This is a genomic window from Lentzea sp. NPDC051208, assembly GCF_040682435.1.
In the GTDB taxonomy this organism is placed as follows: Bacteria; Actinomycetota; Actinomycetes; order Mycobacteriales; family Pseudonocardiaceae; genus Lentzea; species Lentzea kristufekii.
Map to the genome: position 1 here is coordinate 395,262 of NZ_JBFBAW010000005.1, position 12,125 is coordinate 407,386.

At 69.6% G+C, this 12,125-nt stretch carries 10 protein-coding genes; 8 read left to right on the forward strand and 2 right to left on the reverse strand.

Annotation, left to right across the window (positions count from 1 at the left end; genetic code table 11):
- Positions 1 to 148: 148 nt before the first annotated feature.
- From AB0M48_RS14880 to AB0M48_RS14915, 8 genes are all read left to right on the forward strand, one after another.
- Positions 149 to 946 carry a TIGR02569 family protein gene (locus tag AB0M48_RS14880; RefSeq protein WP_363841058.1) on the forward strand — a complete coding sequence of 266 codons (798 nt, stop codon included), beginning with the start codon at positions 149 to 151 and terminating at the stop codon, positions 944 to 946.
- Positions 947 to 1,051: 105 nt separating this feature from the next.
- Positions 1,052 to 2,971 carry a molybdopterin oxidoreductase family protein gene (locus tag AB0M48_RS14885; RefSeq protein ID WP_363841332.1) on the forward strand — a complete coding sequence of 640 codons (1,920 nt, stop codon included), beginning with the start codon at positions 1,052 to 1,054 and terminating at the stop codon, positions 2,969 to 2,971.
- Positions 2,968 to 4,437, forward strand: a complete 1,470-nt coding sequence (locus AB0M48_RS14890) for an FAD-dependent oxidoreductase (RefSeq protein WP_363841061.1) — start codon at positions 2,968 to 2,970, stop codon at positions 4,435 to 4,437. The genes AB0M48_RS14885 and AB0M48_RS14890 overlap by 4 nt, the downstream gene beginning before the upstream one ends.
- A gap of 99 nt (positions 4,438 to 4,536) precedes the next feature.
- On the forward strand, positions 4,537 to 5,838 hold the full coding sequence (locus AB0M48_RS14895; protein WP_363841064.1) for an MFS transporter: 1,302 nt from the start codon (positions 4,537 to 4,539) through the stop codon (positions 5,836 to 5,838).
- 111 nt (positions 5,839 to 5,949) lie between these two features.
- Complete coding sequence (gene nirB, locus AB0M48_RS14900) at positions 5,950 to 8,406, forward strand: nitrite reductase large subunit NirB (protein ID WP_363841068.1); 2,457 nt, start codon at positions 5,950 to 5,952, stop codon at positions 8,404 to 8,406.
- On the forward strand, positions 8,403 to 8,714 hold the full coding sequence (gene nirD / locus AB0M48_RS14905; protein WP_090065721.1) for a nitrite reductase small subunit NirD: 312 nt from the start codon (positions 8,403 to 8,405) through the stop codon (positions 8,712 to 8,714). Before nirB ends, nirD begins: the two co-directional genes overlap by 4 nt.
- Positions 8,711 to 9,802: a uroporphyrinogen-III synthase gene (locus AB0M48_RS14910; RefSeq protein WP_363841072.1), complete on the forward strand. Its 1,092-nt coding sequence runs from the start codon at positions 8,711 to 8,713 to the stop codon at positions 9,800 to 9,802. Before nirD ends, AB0M48_RS14910 begins: the two co-directional genes overlap by 4 nt.
- On the forward strand, positions 9,799 to 10,446 hold the full coding sequence (locus tag AB0M48_RS14915) for a CbiX/SirB N-terminal domain-containing protein (RefSeq protein ID WP_363841075.1): 648 nt from the start codon (positions 9,799 to 9,801) through the stop codon (positions 10,444 to 10,446). The genes AB0M48_RS14910 and AB0M48_RS14915 overlap by 4 nt, the downstream gene beginning before the upstream one ends.
- Positions 10,447 to 10,790: 344 nt before the next feature.
- Here the strand turns inward: AB0M48_RS14915 and AB0M48_RS14920 are convergent, their stop codons facing one another.
- Together AB0M48_RS14920 and AB0M48_RS14925 are read right to left on the reverse strand one after the other, a co-directional pair.
- Positions 10,791 to 11,114, reverse strand: coding sequence for an MGMT family protein (locus AB0M48_RS14920; protein WP_363841078.1), 324 nt, complete (start codon positions 11,112 to 11,114; stop codon positions 10,791 to 10,793).
- Between the two features lie 13 nt (positions 11,115 to 11,127).
- The gene (locus AB0M48_RS14925) at positions 11,128 to 12,117 is read right to left on the reverse strand and encodes an alpha/beta hydrolase (RefSeq protein WP_363841081.1); all 990 of its coding nucleotides are present in this window, start codon (positions 12,115 to 12,117) and stop codon (positions 11,128 to 11,130) included.
- Positions 12,118 to 12,125: the final 8 nt, after the last annotated feature.

Sequence of the window (12,125 nt, forward strand, 5' to 3'; positions counted from 1 at the left end):
AGTTTCGCGCTCGTCGTCCGGTCGCCCCTTCGTGGTGGGTTCGGCGAAGCCCAATCCACCACGAAGCGGTGGCCGGACGACCAGCTCCTCGGCGAAACGCGCCGCGTGAGCGCAGCGAACGCCAACAAACACGGTAGCGTGCCTGACCGTGACCAGGTCCCCCGAACCGCCCCCAGCGCACGTGCGTGCGGCGTTCGGGGCACGTGACGCCGAGCCGGAGCTCATCGACGGTGGTCCCGCCTGGCATTGCGGTGACGCCACGATCAGACCGTCTCCCCGGCCCGCCGAGGCCACCTGGATCGCCAAGACCCTCGACGGCCTGGACGTGCCGCACCTGCGCATCGGCAGACCGCTGCGGTCCACGGACGGCAGATACGTCGTCGGCGGCTGGTCCGCCACGAAGTTCCTCGCCGGCCGGGCCGAGGCGCGGCACGACGAGGTCATCGCCGTCGCCCAGCGCCTGCACCAGGCCACGGCCGAGCTGCCCAAACCCCGTTTCCTGGACGCCCGCACGGACGTGTTCGCGGTCGCGGACCGCAAGGCGTGGGACGAGGAGGACGTGCCGCTCGAGGCCGACCTCGGCGGGCGGCTGTTCGACCTGCTGAAGGAACTGCGCAAGCCGATCAACCTGAAGCCGCAGGTCGTGCACGGTGACCTGTTCGGCAACGTGCTGTTCGCGGGCAACGCGCCGCCGGCCGTCATCGACTTCACCGCCTACTGGCGTCCCGCCGAGTGGGCCGCCGCCGTGATCGCGGTCGACGCCGTGGCGTGGGGTGGCGCGGACTCCGGGTTGTTCCACCGGTGGAGCCACCAGGCCGAGTGGGAGCAGGCGCTGGTGCGCGCCACGCTGTTCCGGCTGGCCGTGCACGCGCTGCACCCGTTGTCAACACCACAGTCCTTTGCGGGCTTGGAACGTGCTGCTCACCACGTCACCGCACTGCTCTGAGCGGGTCATTTTCCACCGATGAAACATTGCGGAGCATCGGGTTAACGCGAGCTTCTTAGCGTCAGCGGCGTGACCCATTGCCCCTACTGCGCGCTGCAGTGCTCCATGAGCGTCATCGACGGCCAGGTGACACCTGGTCCCGGTGGGCTGTGCCAGAAGGGCTGGACGGCAGGGGAGCTGCTGCGCCATCCCGGCCGCCTCACCACGCCTCTTCTGCACGGTCAGCCGGTGTCGTGGGACGAGGCCCTCGACTTCGTGGCCGCACGGATCACCTCCTGCGAACCCGACGAGGTCGCCGTGTTCGGCGGCGGCGGGCTGACGAACGAGAAGGCCTACGCGCTCGGCAAGTTCGCGCGCGTCGCCCTGAAGACCTCGCAGATCGACTACAACGGCCGGTTCTGCATGTCGTCGGCCGCCGCCGCGGGCAACAAGGCGTTCGGGCTGGACCGCGGCCTGCCGTTCCCCCTGACGGACCTCCGCGGCGCCGACACCGTGCTGCTGGCGGGCTCGAACCCGGCCGAGACGATGCCGCCGTTCCTGCGGCACCTCGAAGGCGCACGGCTGATCGTCATCGACCCGCGGCGCACACCGACCGCCGAGCGCGCGACGTTGCACCTGCAGCCCGCGCCGGGCACGGACCTGGCGCTGGCACTGGGACTGCTGCACACCGCGGTCATCGAGGGCGTGATCGACAAGGAGTACGTCAACTCCCGGACCACGGGTTTCGACGAGGCCTGGCGGGTGGCGGCCGCGTGGTGGCCCGAGCGCGCCGAACGCGTGACGGGCGTGTCCGCCGCCGACCAGCGCGCCGCCGTGCACATGCTGGCCGGGCGGTCGTACGTGCTGACCGGGCGCGGCACCGAGCAGCACGCGTCCGGCACCGACAACGTCTCGGCGTGGATCAACCTGGCTCTGGCGCTGGGACTTCCCGGCCGGGCGGGCTCCGGTTACGGCTGCCTGACCGGGCAGGGCAACGGTCAGGGCGGGCGGGAGCACGGCCAGAAGGCCGACCAGCTGCCCGGCTACCGCAAGATCGACGATCCCGTCGCGCGGCAGCACATCATGGACGTCTGGGACGTGTCGTGGCTGCCCGGCCCCGGGCGCAGCGCGTACGAGCTGCTGGTCGCGGAAGACATCAAGGCGATGCTGGTGTTCGGCAGCAACCCGGTGGTGTCGGCGCCGCGGGCGTCCGGGGTGGTCGACCGGTTCAAGGCGCTGGACCTGCTGGTGGTGGCGGACTTCGTGATGTCGGAGACCGCCGCGATGGCCGACGTCGTGTTCCCGGTGACGCAGTGGGCCGAGGAAGACGGCACGATGACCAACCTCGAAGGCCGGATCATCAGGCGCCGCAAGGCACTGGACCCTCCGCCCGGGGTGCGCAGCGACCTGGAGCTGTTGCAGGGCCTCGCTTCGCGGCTCGGAGTGGGCGAGAAGTTCCCGGTGGCACCGGTCGAGGTCTTCGAGGAGCTGCGGCGCGCGTCGGCCGGCGGCCTCTCCGACTACTCCGGCATCACCTACGAGCGGCTGGAGTCCGAGCAGCTGCACTGGCCGGTGCCGTCGGTGGACCATCCCGGCACCCCGAGGCTCTTCCTCGACCGGTTCGCGCACCCGGACGGCCTGGCGCGGTTCATCCCGGTCGACCACCGCGGCCCCGCCGAGCCGCCGGACGAGGAGTTCCCGTTGCAGGCCACCACCGGCCGCGTCCTGCAGCACTACCAGTCGGGAGCGCAGACGCGGCTGATCGGCGAGCTGATGAAGGCAGTCCCCGAGATGTACGTCGAGGTCCACCCCGACACGGCTTCGCGGGCGGGCCTCGCTTCCGGCGAGTCCGCACACGTCGTGTCCAGGCGGGGAACGGTGACGGCGGTCGTGCGGTGCGTGCCGAGCATGCGCGCCGACGCGGTGTTCCTGCCGTTCCACTTCCCCGGTGACGGGCGGGCGAACCTGCTCACCAACCCCGCGCTCGATCCCACGAGCCGGATGCCCGAGTTCAAGGTCTGCGCGGTTCGATTGGAGCGGGCATGAGGCGAGTCGTGATCGTCGGGTACGGCATGGCAGGTGCGCGGCTGGCGGACGAACTGCGCCGCCGGGACGCCGACATCTCCATCACCGTCGTGGGTGCGGAACCGCACGCCGCGTACAACCGCGTGCTGCTGTCGACGGTGGTGGCGGGCACGATGACGCCCCAGTCGACGCGGCTGCACGACGACAGGTGGGCGGAGGAGCACGACATCACGCTGCTCCTGAACCACGAGGTCACCGAGATCGACCAAGCCGCCCGCACTGTCACCGTCCGCACGCGGGGTCCTTTCGTACTGCATGACAGTACGAAAGGTCCCCGCGTGCGGATCCAGTACGACGCGTTGGTGCTTGCGACGGGTAGTACGCCGTGGGTGCCTCCTGCCGAAGGGCTGGTGGAGGACGGCAAGCTCGCCCCCGGCGTCGTCGCGTTCCGCACCCTGGACGACTGCGCCGAGATCGAGGCCAAGGCGGACAGGGGCATGCCCGTCGCCGTCCTCGGCGGCGGCCTGCTCGGCATCGAGGCCGCCCGCGGCCTGGCCGGACGCGGCTGCCTGGTCACCGTCGTCCACCCCGTCGGCCACCTCATGGAACGTCAGCTCGACGCCGGCGCCGGTGGCGTGCTCGCCCGCACGCTCGGCAAGCTCGGCATCGAGTTCCGCCTGAACTCGCTGGCCACCAAGTACCTGCCCGGCGACGGCCTGATCCTCGACGACGGCACGCACGTCCCCGCCGAACTCGTCGTGGTCTCCGCCGGCGTGCGCGCCGAGACCTCGCTGGCGGTGCGGGCAGGCCTGACCGTCGACCGCGGCATCGTCGTGGACGACGCGCTGCGCACCAGCGACCCGCGCATCCACGCGATCGGCGACTGCGCCCAGCACCCCGGCACGGTGTCGGGTCTGGTGCAGCCCGCGTGGGACCAGGCCACCGTGCTCGCGGACCGCCTGACCGGCGCGGACCCGGCTGCCCGGTACCTGGGCACTTCGGTCGTCACGCGGTTGAAGGCGCGCGACGTCGACCTCGCGGCGCTGGGTGACGTGCACACCGACGTGGACTGCCCGGACTCGGAGGTCCTGTGCTTCCAGGAACCTTCGCGCGGCCGGTACGCCAAGCTCGTGCTGCGCGACGACCGGGTGACGGGCGCGATCGTGCTCGGTGCGCCGGACGCGGCCGCCACGATCACCCAGCTCTACGACCGCGGCATCCCCGCGCCGACCGACCGCCTGGCGTTGCTGCTGGGGCGCGCGCTGCCCGCCGAGGCCGCGTCACCGGCCGATCTGCCGTCCAGCGCGGTGATCTGCCGCTGCAACACCGTCTCCAAGGGACAGATCGTGTCGGCCTGGCGCGCGGGCGCCGAGTCGCTGCCGCAACTCGCGGAGGCCACCCGCGCGACCACGGGCTGTGGTGGCTGCAAGGACGCGGTGTGCGGGCTGCTCGACTGGCTCGGGGCCTCACAGCCCGCCCCGGCCTGATGTGCGGCGGAGTTGCCTTCGCCGTCACCGCCCAGAACGCCTCGGTAATGCGAGGTTCCTAGTTTTTGCGGCAACGCCGACCCCGCGGAGGACTTCAAGATGAGCTGGATCGACCACTGGGAGCCGGAGAAGCCCGAGTTCTGGGAGAACAAGGGCAAGCGGATCGCTCGCAAGAACCTGGTGTTCTCCATTCTCGCGGAGAACCTCGGGTTCAGCGTCTGGGTGCTGATGAGCATCGTCGTCGTCAGCCTGGGCTCGGTCGGCTTCGACTTCACCGTCGGCCAGCAGTTCTGGCTGCTGATCGTGCCGAACCTGATCGGCGCGGTGCTGCGGGTGCCCTACACGTTCGCGGTGCCGAAGTTCGGCGGCCGTCTGTGGACGACGATCAGCGCCGGGTTGCTGCTGATCCCGTGCACGATGCTGGCCTACGCCGTGTCGACGCCGGGCACGCCGTACTGGTTCTTCCTGCTCACCTCGGCCGCGATGGGGCTGGGCGGCGGCAACTTCTCGTCCTCGATGGCGAACATCTCGTTCTTCTACCCGGAGGGCAAGAAGGGCCTGGCGCTCGGCATGAACGCCGCCGGCGGCAACCTCGGCGTCGCGAGCACTCAGCTCCTCGTGCCCGTCGTCATCACCATCGGCACCGGGATCCACCTCGCCTACGCCGCGCTGATCTGGATGCCGTTCATCGTGGTCGCCACGGCCTGCGCGTGGTTCTTCATGAACAGTCTGACGCAGGCCAAGCCGGACGGGACCTCGTACCGGCTGGCGATGTCGAACATGCACACCTGGGTCATGTCGTTCCTGTACATCGGCACGTTCGGATCGTTCATCGGGTTCTCGTTCGCGTTCCCGTCGCTGATCAAGATCAGTTTCGTCGAGCACCAGGGCTGGGTGCCGCTCGCGTTCATCGGTGCGCTGATCGGCTCGGTGGCCCGTCCGCTCGGTGGGTGGCTGGCCGACCGGATCGGCGGGGCCAAGGTGACGCTCGCGACGTTCCTGGGGCTCGGCGCCGGCACCATCGGCGTGATCGTCAGCGTGGACTCGCACAACTTCGCGCTGTTCTTCGGCTCGTTCATCGCGCTGTTCGTGCTGGGTGGTGTGGGCAACGGCTCGACGTACCGGATGATCCCGGCGATCTTCCGCACCCAGTCCGACGACGACAAGTCCGCGAAGCGCCAGGCCGCCGCCGTCGTCGGCATCGCGGGTGCGATCGGCGCCGCCGGTGGTGTGCTGGTGAACCTGGTCTTCAAGTTCTCGCTCGAGGGTTCGAAGACCTTGACGCCCGCCCTGACCGCGTTCCTGGTCTTCTACGGGCTCTGCGTGGGCACCACGTGGTGGTTCTACCTGCGGCGCAACGTGTTCGCGACGCGTCCGTCGCTCGCCTACGCGGGCGTGTGACGCACATCGCCTGAACTGCGGAGAGAGTTTCCTTTAACACCCGCGAAATACCGCGGACCTTGGGATGACACGCCGCCCGGTGAGCATACCGGGCGGAAGGAGGAATGCCCGATGACCCAGACTCTGGTCGTAGTTGGCAACGGCATGGTCGGCCACCGGCTCGTCGAGATCCTTCGTGACTCGTCCTGGCGGATCGTGGTTTTCGGCGAGGAGTCCCGTCCCGCCTACGACCGCGTCGCGCTGTCGTCCTATGTGGACAGCTGGACCTTCGCGGACCTGGAGCTGCCCGCGCTGAGCGGCTGCGAGCTCCGGCTCGGCGAGAAGGCCGTGTCCGTGGACCGCGCCCGCAAGGTCGTCGTGGGCGCCTCGGGTGTCGAGGTCTCCTACGACGCCCTGGTGCTGGCCACCGGCTCGGTGCCGTTCGTGCCGCCGGTGCCCGGCCGTGACCTGCCCGGCTGCCACGTCTACCGCACGGTCGACGACCTGGACGAGATCCGGGCGACGGTCGAGGCCGCTGACCGGCCCGGCCGGCGTTCCGGCATGGTGCTCGGCGGTGGCCTGCTCGGTCTGGAGGCCGCCAACGCGTTGCGCGGCATGGGAGTCTCGCCGCACGTCGTGGAACTGGCGCCGCGGCTGATGCCGATCCAGGTCGACGAAGGTGGTGCCGGGCTGCTGAAGCGGCTCGTCGAGAAGCTCGACCTGACCGTGCACACCGGGACGTCCGCCTCCTCGATCGAACGCGACGGGTCGCGGTTGATCGCGAAGCTGGCCAGCGGCCTCGAGCTCGACCTGGACGTCGTGGTGTTCAGCGCGGGCATCCGGCCGCGCACCGACCTGGACCTGGGGCTGGAGCTGGGGCCGCGCGGCGGTTACCTGGTCGACGCGGCCTGCCGCACCGCCGACCCGCACGTCTTCGCGATCGGTGAGTGCGCCGCCGTCGAGGGCGTCACGTACGGCCTGGTGGCCCCCGGCTACTCGATGGCCGAGGTGGTCGCCGACCAGCTCTCCGGTGGTGCGAAGGTGTTCCCCGGCGCCGACGTGTCGACGAAGCTGAAGCTGCTCGGGGTGGACGTGGCGTCGTTCGGCGACGCGCACGCCCAGACCGAGGGCGCGCTGGAAGTCGTGGTGAACAACGCCGTCGCCGGCACCTACAGCAAGCTCGTGGTGTCGGACGACGCCCGCATCCTGCTCGGTGGCGTGCTCGTCGGCGACGCGTCGTCGTACCTGTCGCTGCGGCCGTTGGTGGGCAAGGAGGTTCCGGCCGCGTTGCTGCAGCCGGGCGGGGCCGTCGACGTGGAGATGCCCGCCGACGCGCAGGTCTGCTCCTGTTACGCGGTGACCAAGCAGACGATCACCGACGCGATCCAGCACGGTGTCGCGTGCGACGTGGCCGAGCTGAAGGCGTGCACCAAGGCCGGTACCGGCTGCGGCTCGTGCGTGCCGATGCTGAAGAAGCTGCTGACCGAGTGCGGTGTCGAGCAGTCCAAGGCGCTGTGCGAGCACTTCACCTACTCCCGCGCGGAGCTCTTCGAGATCGTCCAGGCGACTCAGGTGACGACGTTCTCGGCGCTGATCGAGAAGCACGGCACCGGACGTGGTTGCGACATCTGCAAGCCCGCGGTGGCCTCGATCCTCGCGTCGCTGGGCAACGGGCACATCCTGGGCGAGACGCAGGTCTCGTTGCAGGACACCAACGACAGGTTCCTGGCGAACCTGCAGCGCAACGGCACCTACTCGGTCGTGCCGCGCATCCCCGGCGGCGAGATCACGCCGGAGAAGCTGATCGTCATCGGCGAGGTGGCCCGCGACTACGGCCTGTACACGAAGATCACCGGCGGACAGCGCATCGACATGTTCGGCGCCACCGTCGACCAGCTCCCGGAGATCTGGCGCAGATTGGTCGACGCGGGCTTCGAGTCCGGGCACGCGTACGGCAAGTCGTTGCGCACGGTGAAGTCCTGCGTCGGCACGACGTGGTGCCGTTACGGCGTGCAGGACTCCGTCGGCCTCGCCATCGAGCTGGAACTGCGCTACCGGGGCCTGCGGTCGCCGCACAAGCTCAAGTCGGCCGTCTCCGGCTGCGCCCGCGAGTGCGCCGAGGCGCGCAGCAAGGACTTCGGCATCATCGCCACGGAGAACGGCTGGAACCTCTACGTCGCGGGCAACGGCGGGTTCACGCCGCGGCACGCCGACCTGCTCGTGTCGGATGTGGACACCGAGACGCTGATCCGCGTGATCGACCGGTTCCTGATGTTCTACATCCGCACGGCTGACCGGTTGCAGCGCACCGCCGCGTGGCTGGAAGGGCTCGACGGCGGCCTCGACCACCTGCGCGAGGTGATCGTCGACGACAAGCTCGGCATCTGCGACGAACTGGAGGCCGCGATGGAGTCGCACGTCTCCGACTACGCCGACGAGTGGCGTGGAGTGCTGGAGGACCCGGAGAAGCTGGCGAGGTTCACGTCGTTCGTGAACGCGCCGGGCGTCCCCGACCCCACGATCTCGTTCCGCGCTGAACGCGGTCAGCGCGTCCCCGTGTCCCTGGGCATCCCGGAGGTCGTCAGATGATCGTCTGTGACTTTGACGTGTTGCGGCCGGAACAAGGTGTCGCCGCGTTGCGGCCCGACGGCTCGCAGGTCGCGGTGTTCCTGACCGCGGACGGCACCGTGCACGCACTCGACAACATCGACCCGTTCAGCGGCGCCGCGGTGCTGTCGCGCGGCATCGTGGGCGACCGCGGCGGCGTGCCCGTCGTGGTGTCACCTGTCTACAAGCAGGCGTTCGAGCTGGCGACCGGCAAGTGCCTGGACGAACCCTCCGTCTCCGTTGCGGTGCATCAAGTCCGCGTGCGTGACGGTGTTGTGGAGCTGACATGACAGGTCCGCTGGCGGGCTTCACGATCGGCGTCACCGCGGCCCGCCGGGCCGACGAGCTCATCGCGATGCTGGAACGCAAGGGCGCCTCGGTGCTGCACGGTCCGGCCTTGCGGATCGTGCCGCTGCCCGACGACGCGACCCTGCACGCCGCCACGCTGGAACTCGTGTCGTCACCCGTGGACGTCGTCGTCGCGACCACCGCGATCGGCTTCCGCGGGTGGTTCGAGGCCGCCGAGGGATGGGGCCTCGCCGCGCGTCTGCACCGTGCGCTGGAAGGCGCCGTGGTCCTGCCACGCGGCCCGAAGGCCAAGGGTGCGGTCCGCGCGGCCGGCCTGGTCGAGGCCTGGTCGCCTGAGTCCGAGTCGAACGCCGAGCTGCTGCAGTACCTGCTGCGGATGGGCGTGTCCGGCAAGCGGGTCGCCGTTCAGCTGCACGGCGAGCCGTTGCCGGACTTCGTGAACACCCTGGAGGCCGCCGGGGCTCTCGTCGTCGAGATCCCGGTCTACCGGTGGGAGCCGCCGGCGGATCTGGGGCCGTTGCAGCGGTTGATCGACGCCGTCCTGGCCGGGCAGGTGGACGCCCTGACGTTCACCTCGGCGCCTGCGGCTTCTTCTGTGCTGCGCACGGCTCCGGACTTCGGGGCGCTGGTTTCGTGTTTGCGGCGCGATGTTCTGGTCGTCGGTGTCGGCGCGATCACCGCGGGGCCGTTGGTGGCCGCCGGGATCCCCGTCGTGCAGCCCGCCCGGTCGCGGATCGGGTCGATGGTGCGGGAGTTGGCGGTGGAGCTGCCTTCACGGGCGTTGCGGTTGCGGATCGCCTCTCGTGACATGGAGATGCGCGCACAGGCCGTGGTGATCGACGGCGAGCTGCGCCCTGTCGCGCCGGCTCCCATGGCCGTGCTGCGGACTCTGGTGGCCGCTCGTGGCCGGGTGGTGTCGCGTCAGGACCTGTTGGCGGCTCTGCCTTCCGGTGGGGAGGAGCACGCCGTCGAGACGGCGATCGGACGGTTGCGGACCGCCCTGGGGTCGCCGCAGATGGTGTGCACGGTCGTGAAGCGTGGTTACCGGCTAGCGATGGAGCCTGCATGAAACTGGTGTTGGCGTTCCACGGGACGCGTGATCCACGTGGGGTTGTGGTGTGCTCGGAGATCGCCGCTGCGGTTCAGACGTCGGTCGACTTGCCCGTTGAGGTCGCGTATGCGGATGTGCGACAGCCGGACGTCCGGTCTGTTGTGGACGGTCCCTGTGTCGTGGTGCCGGTCTTCTTGGCCGCCGGGTATCACGTCCGGGTGGACATCCCCGAGCAGATCGGGCGCCGGTCTGATGTCGTGCTGACTTCGCCGGTCGGGTTGGACGCGGTACCGGCGGTTCGGGATCGGTTGCGGGAGGCAGGTTTCCGCCGCCGCGACGCAGTTGTGCTCGCCGCGGCGGGTTCTTCCGATGCTCGGGCTTTGGCCACCGTTCGGCAGGCTGCGGCTTTGCTCGGGGCTTCTGCCGTTGGGTATGTGGCTACCGCTACGCCTCGTGTTCCCGATGTGGTGGCTGGGTTGGTGGCGCGGGGGCGGTGGGTGGCTGTTGCTTCCTGGCTGCTGGCGCCCGGGGTGTTCCACGGGTCGCTTGCGGATTGTGGGGCGGATGTCGTGGCTGAGCCGATCGGGGCGCATCCGCTTGTTGTGGATGTGGTGCTGAGGAAGTACTTCGAGGCTCGGGCTGTGTTGTTGCGGTCTGCTTGAGGGCGTGCGGCGCGGGTCGGCTTGCTTGTGTTTGTCGCGTTCCAGCGGGGCGGGTCGCGTTCCTGGGTTCGGTCGCCTTGCGAGGGTGGTGGAGCAGGTCGTGACGAAGGGCGGGGTTGCGATTGGGGTTTGACCTTGAGCCTCTGGCGGGATGCTGGACGGCCGGAATAGGGCCGGGCTGAAAAGCGCCCGGCCGTGCCCGTGAGGGGAGCATCCCGCTCCCTCAAGGTAAAGCCCCAATCGCCGTGAGCGGGGTGCACCGCTACCCGGCAGCCCTAGGTTCGGACGGCTCGCTTCGCATCGCCACGCCAGGACTCGTACGTGGTCGCCTGCCATGCGTGCCGCTACCAGAGGCCGGGTACCTCGTCGGCCTCCTTGCGGGCGTCCTCCCAGCGGTACTCCCGCAGGTTCACCTTGCCGTCGAGGTTCGGAACACCCTCCTCGTGCAGCATCTGGAGTTGGGTGTCGCGGAGGTGCGGCGCGCAGGTGCCGTCGGCCTTGAGGACCCGTTGCCACGGCAGGTCGTTGCCGTCCTCGTTGAGGATGCGGCCGACCAGCCGTGGCGACGGGGCCTTGGCGAGATCTGCGATGTCGCCGTAGGTGGCGACTCGTCCGCGTGGGATGGCCTTGATCAAGTCGCGGACTCGCTCGTGGATCTCTTCGTCCATGCGCCGAGTCTAGCTAGATGCCCTTGGACCACTGGGCGACGGCGGCGTGGTAGTCGGGGGCGTTCGGGGCGTAGTTGATGGAGTGGCCGTAGCCGTTGAGGATGTAGGTGTCCAGGCGCGGGGCCGCGGGGAAGAACGGGGCCTCGTCCGCCTTCAGGGCGGCGGGGGAGGAGCAGTCGCTGCCCATCAGCGGGACGCCGGAGCTGCAGAAGTGGGTGTCGTTGCCCACGACGATGAAGACCGGGACGTTGATCCTGCGCGAGATCGGGATGATCACCGTGTTGAGCAGGATGGTGTCCACGGCCTCGGTCGCGGAGAAGACGTCCTTGGTGGCCTCGTCGAACGAGATCGAGCCCGGGATCAGCGGGCCCGGTTTGTGGAACGAGTTGTAGCGGGTGTTCGGCATCGTGGTGAGGTAGCCGAGGTCCAGGCCCGCCGGGATCATGTTGGCGAGCACGGGGACGACGGTTATGTAGTTCATCTTGTGCGTGAAGCCGGTGACCAGGACGCCGTCGACGTCGCGGTGGGTGCCTGCCTCGATCATCGCCATCGCGGAGCCGATGGAGTGGCCCGCGACGATCACCTTGCGGAAGCGCGGCTTCAGGGTCGTGATGACCTGGTGGACCGCGCTGGCCTGGGTCGAGGCGGTGATCAGGGCGCTCAGCGGCTTGGAACTCTTGCCGGTGCCCAGGCGGTCCAGCGCGAGGGTGGCGAAGCCCGCCTTGTTCTGGGACTGGGTGAACGAGCGGGTCGACGGCTCGAAGCCGACGTCCCAGTACGTCCTGTCGTAGGTACCGCCCGGGATCAGGACCTGCACGGTCGTCGCGCCCGTGGGGACGCACAGCCTGCCCGCCACGGTCTCCTGCGAGGTGACCAGCGGGGTCAGGCCGATGCGCACGGGATACGTGACGTCCTGGCACGCCGTGGCGGCGGAGGCCGGCGGCGGGGCTAACAGGGTTCCGGTGGCGAGCAGCGCGATGGCGCACAGCCGGCGGAAACGCATGGGGGAAC